This is a genomic window from Commensalibacter sp. ESL0382 (genome assembly GCF_009725775.1).
Classification (GTDB): Bacteria; Pseudomonadota; Alphaproteobacteria; order Acetobacterales; family Acetobacteraceae; genus Commensalibacter; species Commensalibacter melissae.
On record NZ_WNII01000011.1, the window covers coordinates 170966 to 193662 of the forward strand.

The 22697-nt window shown below is 37.9% G+C and carries 21 protein-coding genes; 9 read left to right on the forward strand and 12 right to left on the reverse strand.

Going from position 1 to position 22697, the window contains the following annotated elements; all coding sequences use genetic code 11:
* Nucleotides 1-263: 263 nt before the first annotated feature.
* A complete protein-coding gene (gene galE, locus GM552_RS05025) occupies nucleotides 264-1280 on the forward strand; it encodes a UDP-glucose 4-epimerase GalE (RefSeq protein ID WP_155565546.1) in 1017 nt (338 codons plus the stop codon).
* Nucleotides 1281-1346: 66 nt separating this feature from the next.
* On the opposite strand, the gene GM552_RS05030 is transcribed toward galE, so the two are convergent.
* The 8 genes from GM552_RS05030 to cydD all read right to left on the reverse strand — a co-directional run bounded on the left by GM552_RS05030 (nucleotide 1347) and on the right by cydD (nucleotide 10602).
* The gene (locus GM552_RS05030) at nucleotides 1347-1829 is read right to left on the reverse strand and encodes a YbhB/YbcL family Raf kinase inhibitor-like protein (protein WP_110438103.1); all 483 of its coding nucleotides are present in this window, start codon (nucleotides 1827-1829) and stop codon (nucleotides 1347-1349) included.
* A 156-nt stretch (nucleotides 1830-1985) separates the two neighbouring features.
* Nucleotides 1986-2735, reverse strand: a complete 750-nt coding sequence (gene recO, locus GM552_RS05035; RefSeq protein WP_155565547.1) for a DNA repair protein RecO — start codon at nucleotides 2733-2735, stop codon at nucleotides 1986-1988.
* Nucleotides 2736-2763: 28 nt separating this feature from the next.
* Nucleotides 2764-3669 (reverse strand): translation elongation factor Ts, encoded by a 906-nt coding sequence (gene tsf / locus GM552_RS05040; protein WP_155565935.1) that lies wholly within the window; start codon nucleotides 3667-3669, stop codon nucleotides 2764-2766.
* Nucleotides 3670-3800: 131 nt separating this feature from the next.
* Nucleotides 3801-4589 (reverse strand): 30S ribosomal protein S2, encoded by a 789-nt coding sequence (gene rpsB / locus GM552_RS05045; RefSeq protein ID WP_110438106.1) that lies wholly within the window; start codon nucleotides 4587-4589, stop codon nucleotides 3801-3803.
* A 306-nt stretch (nucleotides 4590-4895) separates the two neighbouring features.
* Entirely contained in the window at nucleotides 4896-6728 is a 1833-nt protein-coding gene (recQ, locus tag GM552_RS05050) for a DNA helicase RecQ (RefSeq protein ID WP_155565548.1), read from the reverse strand.
* Between the two features lie 26 nt (nucleotides 6729-6754).
* Entirely contained in the window at nucleotides 6755-7144 is a 390-nt protein-coding gene (locus GM552_RS05055) for an OmpA family protein (RefSeq protein ID WP_122123676.1), read from the reverse strand.
* A 76-nt stretch (nucleotides 7145-7220) separates the two neighbouring features.
* Nucleotides 7221-8906: a thiol reductant ABC exporter subunit CydC gene (gene cydC / locus GM552_RS05060; RefSeq protein WP_155565549.1), complete on the reverse strand. Its 1686-nt coding sequence runs from the start codon at nucleotides 8904-8906 to the stop codon at nucleotides 7221-7223.
* Nucleotide 8907: 1 nt separating this feature from the next.
* Entirely contained in the window at nucleotides 8908-10602 is a 1695-nt protein-coding gene (gene cydD / locus GM552_RS05065; protein ID WP_155565550.1) for a thiol reductant ABC exporter subunit CydD, read from the reverse strand.
* A gap of 267 nt (nucleotides 10603-10869) precedes the next feature.
* On the opposite strand from cydD, the gene GM552_RS05070 reads away from it, so the two are divergent.
* Nucleotides 10870-12705, forward strand: a complete 1836-nt coding sequence (locus GM552_RS05070; protein WP_155565551.1) for an ABC-F family ATP-binding cassette domain-containing protein — start codon at nucleotides 10870-10872, stop codon at nucleotides 12703-12705.
* 164 nt (nucleotides 12706-12869) lie between these two features.
* A complete protein-coding gene (locus GM552_RS05075; protein ID WP_155565552.1) occupies nucleotides 12870-13928 on the forward strand; it encodes a tRNA-dihydrouridine synthase in 1059 nt (352 codons plus the stop codon).
* 455 nt (nucleotides 13929-14383) lie between these two features.
* Here GM552_RS05075 and GM552_RS05080 read toward each other — a convergent pair whose 3' ends face one another.
* Entirely contained in the window at nucleotides 14384-15382 is a 999-nt protein-coding gene (locus GM552_RS05080) for a Gfo/Idh/MocA family protein (RefSeq protein WP_155565553.1), read from the reverse strand.
* A 242-nt stretch (nucleotides 15383-15624) separates the two neighbouring features.
* Between GM552_RS05080 and secD the strand changes: the two genes are divergently transcribed.
* Complete coding sequence (gene secD / locus GM552_RS05085) at nucleotides 15625-17178, forward strand: protein translocase subunit SecD (protein WP_155565554.1); 1554 nt, start codon at nucleotides 15625-15627, stop codon at nucleotides 17176-17178.
* Between the two features lie 10 nt (nucleotides 17179-17188).
* Nucleotides 17189-18127, forward strand: coding sequence for a protein translocase subunit SecF (gene secF, locus GM552_RS05090; RefSeq protein WP_155565555.1), 939 nt, complete (start codon nucleotides 17189-17191; stop codon nucleotides 18125-18127).
* Nucleotides 18128-18165: 38 nt separating this feature from the next.
* On the opposite strand, the gene GM552_RS05095 is transcribed toward secF, so the two are convergent.
* Both GM552_RS05095 and mscL read right to left on the reverse strand, forming a co-directional pair.
* On the reverse strand, nucleotides 18166-18498 hold the full coding sequence (locus GM552_RS05095) for a hypothetical protein (RefSeq protein WP_155565556.1): 333 nt from the start codon (nucleotides 18496-18498) through the stop codon (nucleotides 18166-18168).
* Nucleotides 18499-18549: 51 nt separating this feature from the next.
* Nucleotides 18550-19020: a large-conductance mechanosensitive channel protein MscL gene (gene mscL / locus GM552_RS05100; RefSeq protein WP_230880500.1), complete on the reverse strand. Its 471-nt coding sequence runs from the start codon at nucleotides 19018-19020 to the stop codon at nucleotides 18550-18552.
* 198 nt (nucleotides 19021-19218) lie between these two features.
* On the opposite strand from mscL, the gene rpmE reads away from it, so the two are divergent.
* From rpmE to GM552_RS05120, 4 genes are all read left to right on the forward strand, one after another.
* Nucleotides 19219-19446: a 50S ribosomal protein L31 gene (gene rpmE / locus GM552_RS05105; protein WP_110438117.1), complete on the forward strand. Its 228-nt coding sequence runs from the start codon at nucleotides 19219-19221 to the stop codon at nucleotides 19444-19446.
* Between the two features lie 176 nt (nucleotides 19447-19622).
* Entirely contained in the window at nucleotides 19623-20291 is a 669-nt protein-coding gene (locus GM552_RS05110; protein WP_155565557.1) for a DUF1013 domain-containing protein, read from the forward strand.
* Between the two features lie 2 nt (nucleotides 20292-20293).
* The gene (gene purE / locus GM552_RS05115) at nucleotides 20294-20803 is read left to right on the forward strand and encodes a 5-(carboxyamino)imidazole ribonucleotide mutase (RefSeq protein ID WP_155565558.1); all 510 of its coding nucleotides are present in this window, start codon (nucleotides 20294-20296) and stop codon (nucleotides 20801-20803) included.
* 26 nt (nucleotides 20804-20829) lie between these two features.
* The gene (locus GM552_RS05120; RefSeq protein WP_155565559.1) at nucleotides 20830-21957 is read left to right on the forward strand and encodes a 5-(carboxyamino)imidazole ribonucleotide synthase; all 1128 of its coding nucleotides are present in this window, start codon (nucleotides 20830-20832) and stop codon (nucleotides 21955-21957) included.
* Here the strand turns inward: GM552_RS05120 and GM552_RS05125 are convergent.
* Entirely contained in the window at nucleotides 21920-22582 is a 663-nt protein-coding gene (locus tag GM552_RS05125) for a RadC family protein (RefSeq protein ID WP_196424856.1), read from the reverse strand. The two genes, GM552_RS05120 and GM552_RS05125, sit on opposite strands and share 38 nt — an antisense overlap.
* Between the last annotated feature and the right edge of the window lie 115 nt (nucleotides 22583-22697).

Below are 22697 nucleotides of genomic sequence, written 5' to 3' on the forward strand. Positions count from 1 at the left end.
AAACAAAAATAATATGTGAATAATACATATATATTATTGATAAATATGTAAAAAATTTAATAATCGATCATATCAAAAAATTAGTTAGCATTTTTTAGCCTAGAATATATTAAAATATCATTAAAAAATTTTATTCTTTTTTGAATTGTAACATTTCATGGGACTAATTAATTTCTTTATTTACAAATCCCAGTACAGTAATATGCTGACCGATTTAATTTGAATAGTAATATAATTTAATTTTTAAATATAGGGCCATATTCATGACAATATTAGTTACAGGTGGTTGCGGTTATATTGGAAGCCATACTTGTATTCAACTAATAAAACAAGGTATTGATCCAGTTATCATTGACAATCTTTATAACGGCAAGGAAATCGTTCTTGATCGCATTAAAAAGATTACTGGAAAACGACCAAGATTTTATCAAGGGGATATTAGAAACAAAGATCTTTTAGACACCATATTCAAAGAAAACAATATAAAGGGAGTTATTCATTTTGCAGGACTGAAAGCCGTTGGTGAATCGGTACGCAAACCATTGGAATATTATGATGTCAATGTTTATGGTACTATCAATTTGCTTGATGCCATGAAAAAGGCCAACGTCAAAAAATTTATTTTCAGTTCATCCGCAACTGTTTACGGAACCCAGCCGATTATTCCATATATCGAAACCATGGAAACCGGAGAGCCAACCCAACCATACGGTCGCAGCAAGCTCTTCATTGAGAAAATTCTTCAGGATCTATCAATCGCGGACCAGGACTGGTCAATTACAATATTAAGATATTTCAATCCCGTAGGAGCGCATCCATCAGGATTGATTGGCGAGGATCCCCAGGGTATTCCCAATAATCTCATGCCTTATATCACTCAGGTAGCTATTGGAAAATTGGCCTCCCTTGCAGTATTCGGCAATGATTATGAAACCAGAGATGGAACGTGCATCAGGGATTTTATTCATGTTATGGATTTGGCTGATGGACACTTGGCCGCACTCAACTATAATGACACCCAATCAGGAGTTAATATTTTCAATTTGGGTTCCGGTCAGGGAAATAGTGTACTGGAGGTCATAGCCACTTTTGAAAATGTGTTCAGAAAAAAATTGCCATATCATTTTGCCCCACGCCGTGATGGAGATCTACCCGCATATTGGGCTAATGCTGATCGTGCCAAAAAATTATTGAATTGGGAAACGAGATTGAATCTGCATGATATGGTACAGGATTCTTGGAACTGGCAAAGTAAAAACCCCAACGGTTTTGAAGGGTAGCTTTTAAATTAGCGATATATTGATCAAATTATCACAATCTGTAAAACATTGATTGTGATAATTCATTCAACCTTTTAAATGACAGATCAATTGTGCAGAAGCCAATGAATGATGATGCACGTTAAAACCGACGAAAGCTGGGGTTGAGGAAGGTGTCACATCTATTCTTGCTATATTCAATGCATGAATCGTAATTATATAACGATGCGGTTTTCCAGGTGGTGGTGCTCCACCCCCGTATTCCTTTTGACCAAAATCATTTCGAATCTCGATTGCACCTTCAGGCAGCAATTTATTGGAGGAAGCCCCTTCAACCAGATGTGTTATGTTGGGTGATATATTGACAACAACCCAATGCCACCATCCAGACCCGGTTGGAGCATCAGGATCGTACATGGTTATAACAAAGCTTTTTGTATTATCTGGAGCATCCTCCCAAAATAAAGAGGGGGAAAGATTACCTCCATTCTGTCCCATGCCATGATAACGTTGGGCATTGGGCATTTCATCACCTTCTTTATAGGAATGGCTCCAAATTCGGAAAACCATATCAATCTCCTTTAATATGTCATTATATGACAGTTATATTTTATTTTTCTAAGACTGTATATGGTTTTAATTTTGCAGAGATTACAAATAATTTGATATTACATGCAAATTCTTTACATTTTTTATTTCATAAATCCTGGAAAATGAAATTGAATATCAAAAATTGTCAATATTTGCCGCCACTCTTTCTTCAAAATTTTTTCTTGCCCTGGGCAAGTCTTTATTTATTAAGGAAAACACATTTTTCTCTAGAAAATAACGGGATAATTTCAAACCATTCATCCAATCTTTCAGATTGCCATTTTCTTCCTCATTCAGAAAAAAAGATGGAAAAGGGAATAACTTTGGTTTCCACTTTCCTGCCATAACTTCCGTAACCACTTTTCCCGTACGTGGAGACACAAAAAAAGATTGACACTTGTCAGATTCATAACAGATTGATATATCCAACGCATACCCTAGTGCCGCAAGAAAATTTAATTCCCATCGTAATAGCCGAGGAACAATTTCTTTATTTGAATCTGTAGGGTTTTCCGCGACAAAATCAAGATATTGAAAAGATGATTTTGCAATATATTCCACCGGTTGACGCTCGAGTAATCCACTTTCGGCTACAGCACATAAGGACAGCATGGCTGAAAATGCCAATGGACAAGGCGATAGAATTGCAAAATTCGAACGTATCAATTCGCCCTTGAAATATCCCAACTGATCTGATAGTTTCGCTGACCAATCGACATTGACAAAATTTCCCGTCTGCCAAATGGAAATTTGACGACGGGAAATCATACCCTTGACAAGCCCCCTGAATAATCCCTGCTCTAGCGAAAGAACAGACACTATTCCATCAGTTTCTCCATAAGGGCGTGTATTCAAAACAATAACCGGGGAAGACCATTCCCGCATTCTATCTCCCCCACCCTGTTAATTGTAATCAACCCTTGGCAGCTTGGGCAACTTCAGCAGCAAAATCGCTTTCTTCTTTTTCAATGCCTTCACCCAGATGGAAACGTTCAAAGGCAACAAGTTTTGCTCCATTTTTGTCAACAACAGCCTTGACTTTGCTTTCACCATCATGAATCCACGTTTGTTCCAAAAGAACAACTTCTTCATAGAATTTACGTAAGCGACCCTCAACCATTTTTTCAATGATATTGTCCGGTTTACCTGATGCACGCGCCTGTTCAATAAAAATGCTTTTTTCACGTTCAACAGCGGCAGGATCAATTTCTTCAACACTTAATGCAATTGGACGTACAGCGGCTACCTGCATACCAATTTTACGACCGAGGTCCTCAATTTCATCAGATGCTTCAGGTGCCTCCAAAGCAACCAGTACACCAATTTTTCCTAAACCTGGACGCAAGGCGGAATGAACATAGCTTGCTACAACACCAGAAGAAACTTCAAAAACACGCACACGTCGAATGGTCATGTTTTCACCAATTGTGGCAATCAAGTTGGTTAGATTTTCTGCAACAGTTTTTCCATTTTCCATTATGGCATTTTTCAAGGCCTCGACATCTTCACCCACTGTCAATGCAACTTTGGCGACATCCTCAACAAATTGTTGAAACTGTTCATTTCTGGCGACAAAATCGGTTTCAGCATTAATTTCGACCATGGCGGCCTTGTTACCCGCTGTCGCAATTCCTACCAATCCCTCAGCAGCCACACGGCCGGATTTTTTTGCAGCAGTAGCCAATCCCTTTTTACGTAACCAATCAATAGCTTCCTCGATATTGCCAGCTGTCTGATTAAGCGCCTTTTTGCAATCCATCATGCCGGCACCGGTTTTTTCACGTAATTCTTTTACTAATGCAGCTGTAATCTCTGCCATCATTTTTCCCTTTTCTTAACACACGAACGTCTCGATCAATATCGAGACGTTATGCTTGTATCATTTAATATAAATTGATTTTTTGACGAATTTCATATTGAATCGTCAACAATCAGAAAACTTATTGGCAATTAAGCTGGAACGTCTGGTGTCTCTTGTACAGAAACAGATTCCATAATAATTTCAGGAGGCAACTCCTCTGCCGCACCAATATCTTCACCTGCGGCACCTAATTCCTTGGAAATACCATCCAACACAGCACCGGCAACCAAATCACAATATAAATTGATTGAACGTAATGCATCATCATTTCCTGGAATTGGATAGGTAATCCCATCAGGATCTGAATTGCTATCCAGGACAGCTACAACAGGAATACCCAATTTGTTAGCTTCCTGTACAGCCAATTTTTCCTTATTCGTATCAATGATAAAGAGTATGTCCGGCAAACCACCCATTTCCTTGATACCGCCAAGTGAACGTTCCAATTTATCTCGTTCACGGGTCAACTGAAGAATCTCTTTCTTGGTCAACCCAATTGTATCGCCATCAAGCGTTTCTTCGATCTGGCGTAAACGCTTGATAGAATTGGTAATGGTCTTCCAGTTTGTCAGCATACCCCCTAGCCAACGGTGATTGACATAGTACTGCCCACAACGTTTGGCTGTTTCCGCAACAATCTCAGAAGCTGTACGTTTTGTGCCAACAAACAATACTCTTCCACCATTGGCAACTGTATCACGAACGGCATGCAATGCGCGATCCAGCATAGGAACCGTTTGTTGAAGATCAATAATATGAACCTGGTTACGGACACCAAATAAGAAAGGTGCCATTTTAGGGTTCCAGCGACGTGTATGATGTCCGAAATGAACACCCGCTTCCAATAACTGACGCAAAGTAAAATCTGGCATTGCCATAAATATTATCCTTATAACTGGTTAAACCTCCGTAAAGTACCGATTACCTTTTTCAAGCACCAGCGGTCGAACCTTTACGTGTGAATTGTCGAACAATTTCGATCATATCGTATATGATAGATTTTTGATAAAAATTCAAGTGAATCTTTAATAAAGAAACATATGCAAAAATATTGATCTTTATGAAAACATTTTTTAAATTTCTTTATTCTTGATTGTCAAAAAAAATAATGAATAATTAGTGTAAAATAAATGACTTCATTATCATTTAGTCTTATGCGTAAAATCATCCAATATAAATAATCATTATCTATTATTTTGAAACTCCTTGATTATTTCTAATAATTTCAATCCATAATGTTCCAATTTCATATTCCCTACACCTTTTATATCCTTAAAATCTTTCAAGGTTTGGGGATTACAAAGAGCTACCTCCCTTAACACCGAATCATGAAAAATGATATAGGGAGGAACCTGTTGTTTACGCGCCTCATCTGATCGCCATTTTTTTAATTCATCAAATAATTTATGCCGGTTTTGTGTTATTAGCAATGTATCGTCTGTATTTTGACATTTATATATTTCAGATTTTTCAATATCTTCACGCAGAAATAAACTCTTTTTCCCCCTTAACAACGGACGGGCTTTTTCCTGGTTTAGAAACAAATTTGAAAATTCCTCTCCCTGACGCAAAACATCTCGGGCCATCAATTGGTGAATAACAGAACGCCAAAAATTGTGTGATTTATCTTTCCCAATACCAAATAAAGAAAGTCGATCATGCTGGAAATTTTCAACTTGAATATTATATTTGCCTCGCAATACATTAATAATATGCATTGCTCCAAAACGTTGTCCGGTGCGGTATACTGCAGAAATCACTTTCTGAGCCGCTATAGTTCCATTTAACAGTCTTACAGGATTTTTACAATTATCACAGTGATTACAAGACTTATCCAGGTTTTCTCCAAAACAATGCAACAAAAGTTTTGTTCGGCATTCAGCCGTTTCAGATAATGCCACCATCATATCAAGTCTTGAACACGCGATTTTCTTCTGTTCATCTGTAATCGTAGAATGTTCAAGAAAATATCGCGCCTTAGCAACATCAGCACCATTATAGAATAAAACGGTTTCGGCAAGGTCACCATCCCGTCCAGCTCGACCTATTTGTTGATAATAATCTTCTGGTCCCCTGGGCATATCCAAATGTACAACCAATCTGACATCCGGACGATCGATTCCCATTCCAAAAGCAACCGTCGCAACGATAATTAAAGGCTCTCCTGATCGAAACCTTAATAGGATACCCCTTTTTTCAAGTGCGGATAAACCGGCATGATAAGCCAAAGCGGTAAAACCATAACGAACAAGATTATGAGCTGTTCGTTCAGATTTATTACGACTTCCACAATACACGATACAAGCCGCATCCCGATATTTTTTCAATAATTCCCTTAGCTGTTTGGATTCGGTATTTTTTTGTATTACACGTATAAATAAATTAGACCGATGAAAACTGGATCGCAAAATCTTGGCTTCAGGCATATCCAAAGCCTGAATGATATCCTTTTGCGTGACTGGATCAGCTGTTGCTGTAAGGGCAATTCTTGGAACATAGGGAAATATCCGAGGTAAATCACATAAAAGGCGATATTCCGGACGAAAATCATGCCCCCATACGGATATACAATGGGCTTCATCAATTGCAATCATGGAAATTTGAATTTTTTCCAAAAATTTCAATGTATCGTTATGGAGCAAGCGTTCTGGGGAAACATATAAGAGCTTGAGTTTTTTTGAAGCAATATCATGACGGATATTGTATGCTTCCTCATTTTCCAATTCTGAGTGTAATGCACCTGCACTTATACCTAATTGCCTTAAAGCTGCTACCTGATCATCCATCAATGCAATTAATGGTGAAATAACCAAGCCCATTCCAGGACGACACAAAGCCGGGATTTGATAACAGATACTTTTACCTCCCCCGGTGGGCATCAATAACAAAACATCCTGATTTTGCATTACAAGATCAATCGCCTGTTTTTGCAAACCACGAAAACACTGATACCCAAAAACTGTTTCTAGTATTTTTTGGGGGTCTCTCTCATCATGTAATCTAACTTTATCAAACAAGTTAAAAAAGATTATCCAGATAGAATTTATTGAACTATAATTTCCACACGTCTTGCCGCCACTTGACTTTTACGATTTTCTGGCGGACGGGGAATATCATGAACACGGTTTGACAGAACTCCATCATCCACAACCTTTTGTGCAACAATTTTGGCACGCTGAATTGCCATCATTTCATCTTTGGATAAATCGCCATAAATTGCTGCATAACCTTTGACATAAACCTGTTTTTCAGGAAATTTTTTCGCATAAGTAGCAGCTTGAGAAATGGTTTTGTTAGCCGAATCATCCAGATCCGTGGAAGCAAATGGAAAAAATACAACATAGGTTCTGTCATTCTTTTGCGTTAAAGAACCGGATTGGGAACATGCCCCCAACAAAATGGATGCTAGTAAAACAGGAACAAATCGACGCATTTAATTACTTTCTTTCAAGGCAACATTTTCAAATCAATATATAATATCAACAAGTAATAAAATATATAATTTTCTTTTATTCTGCAACTAGTTGTCCATTAGATAACCGCCATACCTCATCTATGTTTTCAACACCCGTTAAACGGTGCATTATCAAAATCACCGTTCGGTTGCCTGTTATCTGATTTAGGGTTTGAAAAAACGCTTTTTCAGTATCGCCATCTAATCCTGATGTTGGTTCATCCAAAAGTAAAATCGGGGCTTTTAGTAACAATGTACGTGCCAATGCAATCCTTCTTCCCTGTCCTCCGGAAACCTTTACACCACCCTCTCCAAGCCAGGTATCCAGTCCATCCGGCATCTCACGAACAACATTTGCCACTGCAGCATCAGAAAGGGCTTGCCACAAATCTTCCTCTGTCGCATCAGGGTTTCCAAGCAAAAGATTCTGACGAATTGTATCATCAAATAAATGGGTGTTTTGAGAAAGCCATGCTATTCGTTTGCGGACTGATTCATTATCAAACCAGTCAAGATTTTGATCAGCCAATGTTATTGAGCCCTTTATTGGCTGAATGACCTTTAATAACAAGGCCGCCAGAGTGGATTTTCCCACACCGGATGATCCTATAATGGCAATTTTTTTTCCTTGTGCAATCGTCAGGTTCAGATTCCGATAAAGCCATGGTTGTGACTCTCCCCAACGAAACGATACATCCCGAAACTTGATATCCCCGGTTTCAGGTGCAACTTTACTAGATTTAGAATTGTCTTCAACTTTTTTATTGTCATTAATATTCACAACTCTTATGGCGGCATTGACGATTTGACCTGCCAAACCTCCTGCCTTGCTCAAAGGAACGACCAATTCAAATGCTGTAATAGTCAGAAAAAGACAGAAAACCGTGTGAAAAGCGTTCAATCCATGAAAACCAATGTTCAATCCGCTCATCAATACAAATAAAACAGCAACTTGACCAAAAAAATATGCGATGACTCCTATTAACGCTACTTCCCTTGCCTGAATATATTGTTGATCAAAAAATTCATTCTCGTTTTTTTTGATTAGTATGGAAACTCGATGTTCTGCTCCAAAGGCTCTTATTTCCCTTAAACCATGAATAAAATCCAGAACTGTTATTCTCAGCTGTGCCGTACCCTGAACAAGTTTTTTCCCTCTTTTCCGGGTTATGAAGCCCGCACCAAATGGGCATAAAAATGCAGAAATTCCATAACAAATCACGATAGATACAGCCAATGCCAAATTATAGTGGGCTATGACTGTAAAAAGCACAAAAAATGTCAATATGGAACCGAAAAACGGTAAAATAAGACGCAAATATAATCCGTCCAATGTTTCAATATCAGAAACCAATCGGGATAATATATCCCCACTATGACGGAAACCCAATCCTGCCGCACTCCCCATAGCAAGTGTACGGAAAAACCATATCCTTAAGTCTGCTAAAGCATGAAACATGGCATTATGGGTAAACAATCTTTCCACATATCGCATAATCATGCGGGAAACCCCGACCATTTTAAAAAACAGCGAGCTGGTTATGATCGCACCCATAGCTGTCAAGGCAACCTTGCCCCCGGCAAAGCTCATTAAAGCCAATCCCAATAATACGGCTATCAAGGAGATAAAAATTCCAAAAAGTAAAGCGGGCAACCGTTTATACCATATCGAAAATATTGTTTTAAACGCTGCCGTCACGGAGGATTTTTCAGATCTGGTAATATCTTGAATATTTTGCATATTATCCTTCCTTCTGACAGGAAATTATAAATCCATGATTTAAATTGATGTGTATACCAGGCAATTTTTGCCCCTGTTCCGAATGGGTGGCCATAATGACTGTTCTATTTTCAGTCAGTTTCAACAATTGATTGAAGATATCCCTCTCCGTTTCGGGATCAAGATGAGCTGTAGGTTCGTCAAGCAATAATAATGGAGCGTTTTTCAGATATGCTCGTGCAATAGCAATTCTTTGGGCCTGACCACCCGATAATCCATAACCGTTTTCACCAATTACCGTATCAAGCCCATGCGGTAAATCTAACAAATATCGATCTATCGCCGCCGCTTCAATGGCTTGTTGAAATTCTTGCTCGGTTGCGGAGGGTTTGGTAAACATAATATTCTCACGAATAGTACCGCAAAAAATCACAGGTTTTTGTCCGATCCATGCCATTAATTTTGACAATGAAGCAGCCGAATATTCGGTGATATCCAATCCATTTACCAAAACCTGCCCCTCATTCGGCTTTATAAATCCGAGAATCATTTCGATAATGGTTGATTTTCCTGCACCAGACTGACCTATCAATAAAGCTCTTTCCCCTGCCTTGATGTCGAAATTCAGGGAATGTAATATACGACCTCTTTGAGCGTCCCAATGATAGGAAACATTTTTAAAGCTTATTTCCACTTTATCATTGAAAGGAATATCCTTTACATTGGTTGAAAATTCATTTTTGACAGGCAATTCAACGATAGATGCAGCCGTTCCGCCAAGTCGTGCCCTGTCTTGATAGGCCAGAGCCAAACTGCGTAGAGGACCAAAAAACTCCGGAATAATCAATAAAGTAAAGAGAATATGCGTGACAGGAATAGATTGTATTGAATGAATTTGGACAAATTGACTTCCATCCATCAACACTACCAGAATAATCGCGATAATCATCGCACAATCAATAGAGGCAGACGACAAGAATGCAACCCGTAATATTTTCATCGTTCTCTTACGCAATTCATCTGCTGATAATGCAAGTCTATTGGCCATGTCATCTGATCGACCAGCCAATACAATCGTTGCAATTCCTCTTACTCTATCAAGAAATTGAGCCTGCAAACGGGTCATTGCCAAAAATTGCTTTCTTGCAGCCATGGCTGCTCCAATTCCAAAAATTGCCTGTGCAATAGGAACCATCAAACCACATAAACCCATAATCAACGCTGACCATGGTTGAACCAAATACACGAAAAAAAGAATAAGTAGTGGTGAGGCAATCCATAAAACCGATGCCGGCAACCATCGTGAAAAATAACCATCCAAAGATTCAACCTGATCAACCGCCAATGCTGTCAAAGCGCCACTTGATTGTCGCCTTAATATCGAAGGACCGATTTGCATAATATGATTGATAATCAAATTACGTAGGCGATGCCGTGCTTTAAGACCGATTTTGATCGTAAAGTCACCTTCCAAAAAAAATACGCATCCTTTGAGAAGCGATAGTAACAGATAAAATAATATCAGTATTGAAATTGGAAATTGTATTGGTATGGATGGAACCAAGATTTTTCCGATAATTTCAGCAATCACCCATGCCATACCGACAGCAATCAAGCTTGAAAGCAATCCTAAAATTACAAGAGGGAAAATTGCCTTTTTGCCAATTTTCGTTTGTAATCTTGTCCAGTTTTTAATTTTTGTTTTTTTATCAGGCATATAATCCACTCTTTATCACGATAAAAAGATGCATTGGCAATTCAATCTGGGTAATTTACAATTTAAAAAGTAAAATAAAAAAATTATCAGATTATTCAAAATTTCAGTAATTTTATTTATTCCCAAATTTTTAAAAACAAAATCAATTTATTTTCAAAATTTTGTCTATTTAATAAAAATATTTACATCTTCATATTTAATAAATATGTTCTAATATACAAATTTTCTTATATAGCAAACACTCTGTTAACCACATTATCTCATTATATGTCATCTCCACTTTTGCTTATACAAAATCTCTCTTACAGTTTTGGAGGTCACCCCCTTTTTACCGACCTGAATTTCAATATTGCAAATAATGAAAAATTATGTCTGGTCGGTAGAAATGGATCAGGGAAATCCACCTTATTCAAAATTATAATGGGATTGCAAAATAGAGATTCAGGAAATCTTTTTATACAGCCTGGCACTACCATTCAATGCCTATCCCAAGAACCTGATCTTTCTTATTTCACAAAAACCATTGATTATGTTTGTTCAGAATTACCCAGTCCGGATGATCATTTTCGTGGGCGAATTCTGCTTGAGGCACTGGGATTAACTGGTAATGAAAATCCTGCACATCTATCAGGGGGTGAAACAAGACGCTGTGCACTGGCCAAGGTTTTAGCTCCAAGACCAGATCTATTACTGTTGGATGAACCCACAAATCATCTGGATCTTCCAACAATAGAATGGCTGGAATCTGAATTAAAATCTTTATCTTCTGCGGTTTTAGTGATCAGCCATGACCGTCGATTTCTGGATAATATGGCAAAAGGCATTATCTGGCTGGATAGAGGACAGGCAAGGCAACTTTCCATGAGATTTTCCGAATTTGAATTATGGAGGGAGAATTTTTTCGAACAGGAAGCACTGGAGTATCATAAGTTAAACCGTCAAATTGCAAGAGAGGAGGATTGGGTGCGTTACGGCGTTACCGCCCGACGCAAACGTAATGTTAGACGAATGGCGGAACTTTCAGAACTTCGTCTAAAAAGAAAAAACCATATACAGAATCCTTCCTTGGACACCCTACAATCAAGTGATGCAGAAAATTCCGGTAAAATTGTCATAGATGCAAAAAACGTAACCAAATCCTATAATTCAAGAACAATCATAAATAATTTAAATTTACGTATTGTACGTGGAGATCGGCTTGGCATTATTGGTTCAAATGGTGCCGGCAAAAGTACGTTGCTGAAATTATTGACAGAGCAGGAACTGCCTGATCAGGGAGAAATCAAACTTGGAAGCAAACTTGAGATCAATTATTTAGATCAACACAGACAGATTCTTGATCCTGAAAAAACATTGGCAGAAACGCTTACACGTGGACGTGGTGATTATGTAGATGTCGGAGAGGAAAAAAAACACGTTATCGGATATATGAAACAGTATCTTTTTCAACCAGAACAAGCAAAAACACCCGTGAAGGTTTTATCTGGTGGAGAAAAAGCTCGATTATTGCTTGCTTGTGCTTTGAGCCAACCTTCAAACCTGATGATTCTGGATGAACCTACGAATGATTTTGATTTGGAAACGCTTGATTTGTTACAGGAAGTGTTGTCCACCTATAAAGGGACCCTTATTCTGGTCAGTCATGATCGAGATTTTCTTGATCGAATTGCCACTTCAGTTCTTGTAGCTGAAGGTGATGGTATCTGGACAGAATATGCCGGTGGATATTCTGACATGATGGCACTTCGTGAATATAAACAGGAAAATCTTATCAGGAAGACACAAAATAAATCGCAAAAATCAACATATTCAAAAATACCCATTAAACCAAAACCTAAAAAACTTTCATACAAAGACCAGTATGAACTGGATCATTTACCAGAAAAGCTTCAGAAACTTCAAATCTCTATAATGCAGCTGAACCAACATCTCAATGATCCAGGATTATATCAGAAAGACCCTGATTTATTTGAAAAATTCACACGGCAATTACTGGATAAACAAAAAGAACAAGAAAAACTTGAGGAAAGATGGCTTGAATTGGAAATTTTGCAGGAGAATTTGAAGTCAAATGATGAATTAAGTAATTCATCTAATCAGTAAAACCTGTAATTTTAAATTATTTGTTTTACCTGATTGAATTGTCTGTCATGACAGCCATATATTTTGTAATATGTTATAGGAATGATATGAAATATCAAGCAACTGCCGGCTTTAAATATCAACAATTTGAAAATCACGTATAATCATAAGGAGGAACCCTCTTCATGGAAAATCATAACCATCCATTTTACAATCCAAGGTTAAGTTATGAGGAAAACTACCAGAAAGGCCCTTTTGGAGATTTTACACAAAAACCGGAAATTTCTATTGTAAACCAACCTTCTGTTCATTTTCTGGGAAATAAGATTAATCTACCATTCGGTATTCCCGCCGGACCTTTACTTAATGGCAAATATGTAAAGGCGGCACTGGACTGGGGATATGATTTGTGCGTCTATAAGACGGTCAGAACAAAAAAATATAAATGCCATCCCCTTCCCAATGTCTTGGCTGTCCATCCGGAACATAGACTTTCAGAAAATGTTGATACAGTATTAGCTGATCAAAATTATGATTTGCCTTTATCCATAACAAACTCTTTTGGTGTCCCCTCTTTTGATCCAGATATATGGCAACCTGACATGGAGGACGCAGTTAATTATGCAAAACCTGGACAGGTTGTAATCGGCAGTTTCCAGGGCACATTGGGTGTTACCAATCATATCGAGGAAAATTATGCAGAAGCGGCCCGTTTGGTCGATGAGACAGGTGTTCCCCTTCTAGAGGCAAATTTGAGCTGTCCCAATGAAGGGGTAAATAACCTTTTATGTTTTGATATTGATAAGGTTGAACGGATTGCCCACGCGATCAAGAATGCTGTACCAGATAAACCATTGATGCTTAAATTGGCTTATTTTAAAGATAACAAACTTCTTTATTCTTTTCTTGAAAGATTGGCTCCTATCGTTGACGGCTTCTGCGCAATAAACACCCTTTCGGCAAGACCTGTGACCTCTCAAGGTAAACAGGCTTTGGGAGAGGACCGTCCAACAGGAGGAGTTTGTGGTGATGCAATTCGTTGGGCCGGAGAAGAAATGGTTTCCCGGCTATATGAATGGAGAGCCAATCATAATGAAAAATTTGTCATTACAGGTGTTGGGGGAGTCAATAGTCCTGAACATTATCGAACATATCTTTCCCTGGGTGCTGATGCTGTCATGAGTGCAACCGGCGCGATGTGGAATCCTGCGCTAGCATTACAAATAAAAAAGGCGCTTCAATAATTTTTTACATTAAATCAAGTTATCAAAATAAAAATACTTTCGATAACTTGATTTAAAGACTTCTCATGCTAATTTTTTATTTATTTCAAAAACAATAACCCTGTATTATTATAAATGTCATTTAATCTATATTATGACGATTTAACAGTTCATTTTTTAGTAAATGATTATATAATATTGTCCTGTTTAAAAATCTTAAAATGTAATCCTAGATAGCATAAAATCATTTGCCACTGGATCATATCATTTTCACATCAATATTAATTTTTATGGAAAATTAATTGTGAAACTTCAAAAATTAATACTGCAAAACTTTTTATCATGCTGATCATTTCCGTCGATGTGAAAAAAGCATTATTTACCATTTCTTCATAACAATTAGCACAAATCATCAAAACTGCTTTGTTACATCATGATAAATTACAGAACTATATCCCTTTAAAGATATATTAATATTAAAAGCTATTTGTTTTAGAATTCAATAATCCAGAAGCCTGCATTCGCTCTCTTGATTCTTTTATACTTTTGATCACTGCCAATGCTGCATTCAAAGCCCTTCGCCCCGCAACCCCATCCACGAGAACTGGTATTCCATCAAGACAGGATTTTACAAAAGCATGATGCTCAGCCTCGATATTATCATGATCTTTCCATTTCACCACTTCTCTTCTAAATCCATTGGTACCAGGTAAAGGCATACCCTTTTCTTTTCCAATCATGACCAATTGATTTTCCATAAAATCAGCCGATAAATACCCTTCTTCGGAAAAAATTCGCATTTTACGCTCAGTTTTTAAGGAAATACGACTGGCTGCAATGGTCGCAACGCATCCATTTTCAAAAGTAACCCGAGCATTTGCTATATCTTCGAATTCTGATGTCACAGATGCACCCAACGCATCCACTTTTCGTATATGAGATGGTACAATAGCTAGAACAAGATCGAGATCATGGATCATTAGATCAAGAATAACAGAAACATCAACCCCTCTCGGCTTGAAAGGTGCAATTCGCATGGTTTCAATATATAAAGGCTTCTTTATACGTTCATGTATAACTTTCTGTTCCGCTGAATAACGTAAAAGATGCCCAACTTGCAAGACAAGTCCACGACTATTTGCCAGATCAATGAGATGATCAGCCTGATCAAGCGTTGAGGCAATCGGTTTTTCTATTAGAACATGCCTACCTTTTTCAAGGGCCTCAAGGGCCAATTCATAATGAAATTCGGCAGGTGCGGCAATAATCAAGGCATCACAAGATTGTAACAGCTGATCAAGTGGCATATAGGGAACATTACCGGCTTCTTTTCCAACTTTTATTGCATTGCCAATTACTGGATCATAGATACCGATCAGATTTTCACGCTCTGCTTTAAAAGATTTTAAAGCATGAAAACGACCAAAATATCCCGCCCCAGCAATACCCACACGCAAAATCGACTGTTCTGCCATTTGTTTTCTCGCTTTATATTAAATTTAAACTTACAATTTTTCTTAAATTTGGATAGAAAATAAAATATTCTTAAACGTATTTAAACATTGTTTTTATTTATAATGCTATATATACCTTGCCATATAATAGTATTATAACCAAAACATATTGCATCGAATAACATGACAACGACCCTGTTGTTAAACGTTCCCTTTAACCATTTTCAGTCCATCGGGACAAAAAGGATTTAGTCGTTACTGCGATGATGTATTACAGTCGAACAAAACTTGCCCTGGTTTTCGCCACTTGTTTCATGGGGCTATTATTATGTTTACCCAATTTTGTTAAACATCCATCTTTTAAGATACCTTGGCATCAGATCCATCTTGGCCTTGATTTAAAAGGAGGATCCTATTTACTGATGCAGGTGGATGTGGAGACCATCAGCAAAAACCGTTTACAGACGTTGAGTGACAATGTTCGGCAAACCCTTATTTCCAAAAATCTGGGTTATCGCAATTTACATATGGTTCCCAAAGATCATACCATTGTTTTTAATTTGCGTGATCCAAGTGAAAAAGAGGGTGTTTTATCTGCATTGAGATCAATGCCAAAAGCGGTTCCCAATGAATTTGAGGTTAGTAATAACAATGATCAAATTAGAATGGAACTTTCAACTGATGCAATGCAGCACCGCGCAAGCGAGGCGGTAACTCAATCCATTGAAATTGTTCGCAAACGTATCGATGCAACAGGTGCTGTCGATCCATCCATAACCCGTCAGGGTACAGACAGAATCATTGTTCAGCTACCGGGCGTCAGTGATCCGAACCGGATTAAGCAATTACTTGGTACAACAGCTAAAATGACATTTCACTTATTGGATGAAAATGCAAACCCAAACCTACCTCCACCCGGTGTAACATTTCTCCCAACAGCTGGAAATGAAAATGAAAAATTACCAATACGTGATCATATTGAAGTTGACGGTGCCGACCTAACAGGAGCAAGTGCTGGATTTGATCAGCAAAATGGCGAATATGCAGTGAATTTCAGTTTTGACAATGCAGGCGCACAAGCTTTCGCAAATGTTACCCGTGCCAATATTAACAAACGTTTCGCTATAGTGTTGGATAATAAGGTTATAGAGGCACCTGTCATTCGGACTCCAATCACAGGCGGGAATGGTCAAATTACAGGCGGATTTGATGCGCAAAAAGCCACTGATCTTGCCTTACTTTTACGAGCGGGTGCCTTGCCTGCTCCGCTAAAAGTGATGGAAGAACGTTCAATTGGTCCATCACTGGGGGCTGATGCTATCAGGGCTGGAGGATTGAGTCTGGTAAGCGGTTTTGTCCTTGTCATTATTTTTATGCTTCTATTTTATGGTCGTTTTGGTCTCTATGCGAACATCGCTTTATTTGCAAATCTCGTATTGATGAGTGCCATTTTATCTCTTTTCGAAGCGACACTAACCTTGCCAGGTATGGCGGGAATGCTTCTAACCCTTGGAATGGCAGTTGACGCAAATATTCTTATCAATGAACGCATTCGCGAAGAAACACGTAATGGCCGTACGCCCCTTAACGCTTTACAAACTGGATTTGATCGTGCTCTCAATACAATTATCGACAGTAACGTCACCGCTTTCATTGCACACGTCATGTTATTCATATTTGGAACGGGTGCGGTCAAGGGATTTGCATTGACTATCACCATTGGTATTGTTACGACCCTTTTCACCACCTTATGCCTCTCCTGGATGCTGACAATTCGCTGGTATGCTGTCACCCGCCCTAAAGAACTTCCGATTTGAAAGAAAGAATATGCTTGGTCGTCCTTTATTACATCTCGTCCCACATGGCACAAAAATTCATTTTATGCGTGGACGCTTTGCCGGCCTGATAACATCAGCGGTTTTATCTGTTGCATCAATTATTCTTTTCTTTCATCCCGGCTTGACATTGGGACTGGATTTCCGTGGCGGTATTGTGGTTGAAGCGCAAACTCCTGAACCTGCTGATTTTAGCAAATTGCGCAAATTTTTATCTGATGCCGACATTACAGCAGCTGGATTACAACAATTTGGTGGGAAAAATAATGTCCTGATCCGGCTTGACGCACCCAAAGAAAATAATGGCGATGCAACCCAGATCTTGATCAAAAAAGTCAGATCAGCCGTTACAAATTATGAAACTGGTACAAAAATTGTACGAGCCGATGCTGTTGGTGCCTCTGTTTCCTCTGAATTATTCAGAAATGGGCTTTTGGCACTTGGAATCAGTCTTTTTATGATTATGATTTATATCTGGTTTCGATTTGAATGGGAATTTGCACTTAGCGCCATTATAACCTTGCTTCTTGATTTAACAAAAACAATCGGATTTCTTGTAATCACACATTTTGAATTCGATCTGGTCATGGTGGCTGCCATCTTGACAATTCTAGGCTATTCAACAAACGATAAAGTTGTCGTATATGATCGAGTAAGGGAAAATCTAAGAAAATATCATTCCATGCCATTTCAAGAATTGCTTGACCTATCAATTAATGAAACGTTAAGCAGAACCCTTGCCACTTCGTTTACCGTGTTTTTAGCCGCCTTACCTCTTGCTCTGTTCGGTGGTGCATCTCTTTCCGGTTTTGCGTGGGTAATGTTATTTGGTATTGTTGTGGGAACGTCTTCCTCCATCTTCATTGCCGCTCCCCTGCTTCTATTTATGGAAGAGGGAAGCTTGAGAAGAAAAACCAAAAGATCATCCTAGAATTATTTCATGAGCAGTTTAAAAGAACTGCTCAATTTTTAACGAATATTATTTTTATTCAAAGACTGTATCAGTATTTCCACAGAATTTTTTGCATTTTTCAAATTATGATTATTCGGTTTCGATAATGCCATCATAACGTAATGTTTTGCATTTTGATCCTTTAAAAAAATATCCTGGAAATCAGTCAATGAAACAGAAGATAAACTACCTAGATAACCAATACACATACCATGAGTAAATATGTAATTGTAGGCAATGGAATGTGGGGTTAAGCGTTCAGATGACTTTAATGAATTCTCTTGTGATTGACAGGCACTCAAGGGAAACAAAAAAAGGGTTAATCCTAATAAAACATATCGCTTAAACATTTAAAACTTCTTTGTTCCCATAGACTTGTGATCAATTTATCAAAAATTGATCTAGGATTGTTTTCTGTTTGCAAGAATGTCTCTTATTTCCTGCAGTAAAACTTCCTGTTTTGTTGGTTGTGCGGCTTTAACTTCTTGCTGCGTCTTGATGCGATTATAGATATCATTCAACCCTCTGACAATCAGGAAAACAACAAATCCGATAATTAGAAACTGAATAATCGTGTTGAGAAAAACTCCAAAGTTTAAAGTTACCGCACCTATTCTTTGTGCCTCGGCCAGTGTTTTAACATGAGGTCCCTTTAAGGTGATAAATAAATTACTGAAATCGACACCACCTAGAAACAAACCAATAATGGGATTGAAAATATCATTCACCAAACTTTTAACCACACTTGTAAAAGCGGCACCAACGATAATACCCACAGCCAGATCAACAACATTACCCCGCATGATAAAGGATTCAAATTCATGTATCCATTTAATGCTCCTACTTTTTTTAGCCATATTTTCATTACTCATTTTCATTTCCATTCAATTGCTCTAAAAAATAGTTACGTATCAATTATATTTGAAAAAAGAATTTTAAATAAGAAAAAAATGTCAAACAGTAAAAAATAACAAAGAAGAGATTGATTTCGAGCAGTAAAATGACTATAAATACATTTTCTTTCTCCGTCTGTTAACGGAGTTTTTTTTACAATCTGTTAAGAGAAAATCATGAAAAACGATATCCATCCAGATTATCACGAAATTACAGTCGTCATGACAGACGGTACTGAATTCAAAACCCGTTCCTGTTATGGCTCTAATGGCGATACATTGCGTCTTGACGTAGATCCCAAATCTCATCCTGCATGGACCGGAGTTCAGCGTATCAATGATACACGAGGTCAAGTTGCGAAATTTAACAAGCGTTTTGCTGGTATCGGGCAAAAAAAGGTTTAAATAATTAGATTATTTTATTAACCTTATTGAGATAAGGGTGACTTCATCACCCTTATCTCAATCAAATAAAATTACTAAATTACAGCTTTTAAAATAGTCTATATTGTTTTAACTTAAAATTTACAGTTTTAAGTTTTTAATAATATTCTACTCTATTTTTATCATACAGGATTGTCATGACCTTACCTCTTATGCCTAAGGCTACCGCAGTATGGCTTATTGAAAAAACTGCTTTAACCTTTAACCAAATTGCAGAATTTTGTGGCATGCATCCTTTGGAAGTCCAGGCAATTGCCGATGGCGAGGTAGCTCAAAGTATCATTGGCTATGATCCTGTTGCTAATGGCCAGTTAACCCAGGAAGAGATTAATCGCTGTGAGGCTGATCCAGATCGAAAGCTAAAACTATCAGCAAATCGCATGCAAATCGTCAAGCGATCAAAAGGCGCAAGATATACTCCCATTTCAAAGAGAAATGATCGTCCTGATGCAATTGCCTTCCTGTTAAGAAACTATCCCCAATTGCTAGATCAGCAAATTGCCAAGCTTTTGGGAACGACTAAAGATACAATTGCCAAGGTAAGAGATAAACAGCATTGGAATTCCGCCAATATTAAACCACGTGATCCAATCATACTGGGATTATGCAGTCAAATGGATTTAAACAGTGCTGTTGCCGAAGCGAACAGACGTGTTGAGAAGGATGAGACGGATACCTCTTCCCTTAATCCCTCAGAAACAACAGAACATCAGGAATCTTCAGAAACAAAGAAAGAAGAGCTAGATATCAATCATATATTTTCCAATTATTCTGAAAAAAACAATCAATCCGACGATCTAAATTAATTATGCCATTATCCCATCCCTCTTCATCAAATATCTCCCTTGCTGTTGGTGTTATTATGGGCAGCCAGTCGGACTGGGATATTATGAGTCACAGTGCTGATATATTAAAAAAACTTGATATATCACATGAAGTAAGAATTGTATCGGCTCATCGCACACCCGATCGATTAAGGGAATATGCAACATCCGCTGTTGAACGGGGGATCAGGGTTATTATTGCAGGCGCAGGTGGCGCTGCACATCTTCCCGGTATGGTTGCCGCCTGGACACATTTGCCAGTTCTTGGTGTACCAATGCAAACCCATGCCCTAAACGGCAAGGACAGTTTGTTATCAATTGTGCAAATGCCTGCAGGTATTCCGGTTGGCACCCTGGCCATCGGAAAAGCTGGAGCTATTAATGCCGCGCTTTTGGCAGTATCTATCCTATCCATCGCTGATCAGTCAATCGCCCAACGCTTAGTTTCCTGGCGCAAAACACAAACAGATTCTGTCGCTATTTCTCCACTTTAATTATACATTATTAATAAGAGGGACTTATGCTCTTACCTAATTCAACCATAGGAATCGTTGGAGGCGGACAATTAGGCAGAATGTCTGCTATAGCGGCGGCACGTCTTGGATTTAGAACACATATTTTATCTGACATTATGGATGCCCCTGCCGCTCAAGTGGCTTCTGGCATTACGGTTGGATCTTATCATGATCAATCAATTTTAAAACAATTTGCTGAACAGGTTAATGTAATAACATTTGAATTTGAAAATATAAATATAGAAGGAATAGAATATCTTGCCACCGTACGACCTGTTCATCCTTCCAGCAATGTCTTAAAAATCAGCCAAGACAGGTTTCTTGAAAAAGACTTTTTAAATCAACATGATATTCCAACCACTCAATGGATTTCTGTTTTTCAGTTAGAAGATGGCATAAATGCGGCAGAAAAACTGGGATTTCCTTTTATCCTTAAAACCACTAGATTGGGATATGATGGTAAAGGTCAGGCCGTTATCCGTACCGACGAAGAATTCAAAAAAGCCTTTAAAAATTTGAATCCTCATCCTCTAATTGCTGAAAAAAAAGTAAACTTTTATAAAGAAATCAGCGTGATGGTTGTTCAGAATGAACATGATGAATTACAAACATTCGATGTTACTGAAAACCGACATAAAAATGGAATTCTTGACCTCAGTATCGCACCAGCCCGAATTACCTCAGCATTGCAAAATAAAGCCAAAGAGATCGCAGTTAAGATAGCCCAGGCTCTCAAACTTGTTGGTATCTTGGGAGTTGAAATGTTCATTGATGATCAGGATAATATTCTTGTCAATGAAATAGCACCCCGTCCTCACAATTCAGGACATTGGACAATGAATGCCTGTCCCTTTGACCAATTTGAAATGCATATTCGTGCTGTCGCAAATCTTCCCTTACCGCCTATAGCTCGACATTCGGATGCCATCATGAAAAATCTTATAGGCCCCCAAACACTGGAATATTGGCCAAAAATTTTGGAAAATGATCGAATGATAGGACATTTATACGGAAAAAAGGAAGCAAAACCGGGTCGAAAAATGGGACATGTCAATATAAATTTTCCATATAATGGTTTACCCGGAGAATTCGGAATTAAAGCGGCATTATCATTTCTTTGTTCTGGGGATTAAGCAATCCACTTTCCACAAAAGAAAAATAGATACCATTCCCGATTATTATATGATCGGCGATATCAATACTAACTGCTTCCAAGGCTTCAACTAATATATATGTTAACTTTTTATCCGCCTCCGAAGGTAACGCTATTCCACTGGGATGATTATGTACCAGAATCAAGGATTCAACATCGAATTTAAGAGCATATTTCGCTATTTCACGGATATGGATGGATGTGGTAGTCACGGTTCCTGAAGCTTGATGACTGATTGAAATGATATGGGCATTCCTATCGAGAAGAATAATATAGAAATGTTCAATCGTTTCTCTTGATAAGAAAGCAATTAGATAATCGGTTAAATATTTTTTAAACTGTAGAATGTTTTTATTATAAATTTCTGATTTCAAAATACGTATGCTTGCTGCATAAATAAGGGAAATAAACGCTATATCCTTTTCAGATAAATTGAATTCCTCAATTAACTGATTTTTGTCATAGGTAAAAAGATGCGGAAAAGATCCAAGTTTTGTTAGAATATTTTCTTGCCAATTTTCATTATGTTGTTCAAATTTCATCCATTGGGATAACAAAGTTAAATATTGTGAATCAGACTTTATATTATCTTGTTTTTCTTTCATAAAACTGTGCATTTTCATATTGAAAACATCCTCAATTCTCAAAATATTGATTCTTTATGTTCGAATAGGATAAGTTCTTCATTAATACAGTTTAAATATTAATTACGTAAGATTA

What these genes read in the sequence shown, in the direction of transcription:
- secF (WP_155565555.1), top strand. Translation starts at nt 17,189, where the DNA reads ATGCTTGGTCGTCCTTTATTACATCTCGTCCCACATGGCACAAAAATT.
- galE (WP_155565546.1), top strand. Translation starts at nt 264, where the DNA reads ATGACAATATTAGTTACAGGTGGTTGCGGTTATATTGGAAGCCATACT.
- GM552_RS05075 (WP_155565552.1), top strand. Translation starts at nt 12,870, where the DNA reads ATGGAAAATCATAACCATCCATTTTACAATCCAAGGTTAAGTTATGAG.
- GM552_RS05110 (WP_155565557.1), top strand. Translation starts at nt 19,623, where the DNA reads ATGACCTTACCTCTTATGCCTAAGGCTACCGCAGTATGGCTTATTGAA.
- GM552_RS05030 (WP_110438103.1), bottom strand. Translation starts at nt 1,829, where the DNA reads ATGGTTTTCCGAATTTGGAGCCATTCCTATAAAGAAGGTGATGAAATG.
- rpsB (WP_110438106.1), bottom strand. Translation starts at nt 4,589, where the DNA reads ATGGCAATGCCAGATTTTACTTTGCGTCAGTTATTGGAAGCGGGTGTT.
- GM552_RS05120 (WP_155565559.1), top strand. Translation starts at nt 20,830, where the DNA reads ATGCTCTTACCTAATTCAACCATAGGAATCGTTGGAGGCGGACAATTA.
- recO (WP_155565547.1), bottom strand. Translation starts at nt 2,735, where the DNA reads ATGCGGGAATGGTCTTCCCCGGTTATTGTTTTGAATACACGCCCTTAT.
- tsf (WP_155565935.1), bottom strand. Translation starts at nt 3,669, where the DNA reads ATGGCAGAGATTACAGCTGCATTAGTAAAAGAATTACGTGAAAAAACC.
- purE (WP_155565558.1), top strand. Translation starts at nt 20,294, where the DNA reads ATGCCATTATCCCATCCCTCTTCATCAAATATCTCCCTTGCTGTTGGT.
- secD (WP_155565554.1), top strand. Translation starts at nt 15,625, where the DNA reads ATGATGTATTACAGTCGAACAAAACTTGCCCTGGTTTTCGCCACTTGT.
- rpmE (WP_110438117.1), top strand. Translation starts at nt 19,219, where the DNA reads ATGAAAAACGATATCCATCCAGATTATCACGAAATTACAGTCGTCATG.
- GM552_RS05080 (WP_155565553.1), bottom strand. Translation starts at nt 15,382, where the DNA reads ATGGCAGAACAGTCGATTTTGCGTGTGGGTATTGCTGGGGCGGGATAT.
- GM552_RS05070 (WP_155565551.1), top strand. Translation starts at nt 10,870, where the DNA reads ATGTCATCTCCACTTTTGCTTATACAAAATCTCTCTTACAGTTTTGGA.
- GM552_RS05055 (WP_122123676.1), bottom strand. Translation starts at nt 7,144, where the DNA reads ATGCGTCGATTTGTTCCTGTTTTACTAGCATCCATTTTGTTGGGGGCA.
- mscL (WP_230880500.1), bottom strand. Translation starts at nt 19,020, where the DNA reads ATGAGTAATGAAAATATGGCTAAAAAAAGTAGGAGCATTAAATGGATA.
- cydC (WP_155565549.1), bottom strand. Translation starts at nt 8,906, where the DNA reads ATGCAAAATATTCAAGATATTACCAGATCTGAAAAATCCTCCGTGACG.
- cydD (WP_155565550.1), bottom strand. Translation starts at nt 10,602, where the DNA reads ATGCCTGATAAAAAAACAAAAATTAAAAACTGGACAAGATTACAAACG.
- GM552_RS05125 (WP_196424856.1), bottom strand. Translation starts at nt 22,582, where the DNA reads ATGAAAGAAAAACAAGATAATATAAAGTCTGATTCACAATATTTAACT.
- GM552_RS05095 (WP_155565556.1), bottom strand. Translation starts at nt 18,498, where the DNA reads ATGTTTAAGCGATATGTTTTATTAGGATTAACCCTTTTTTTGTTTCCC.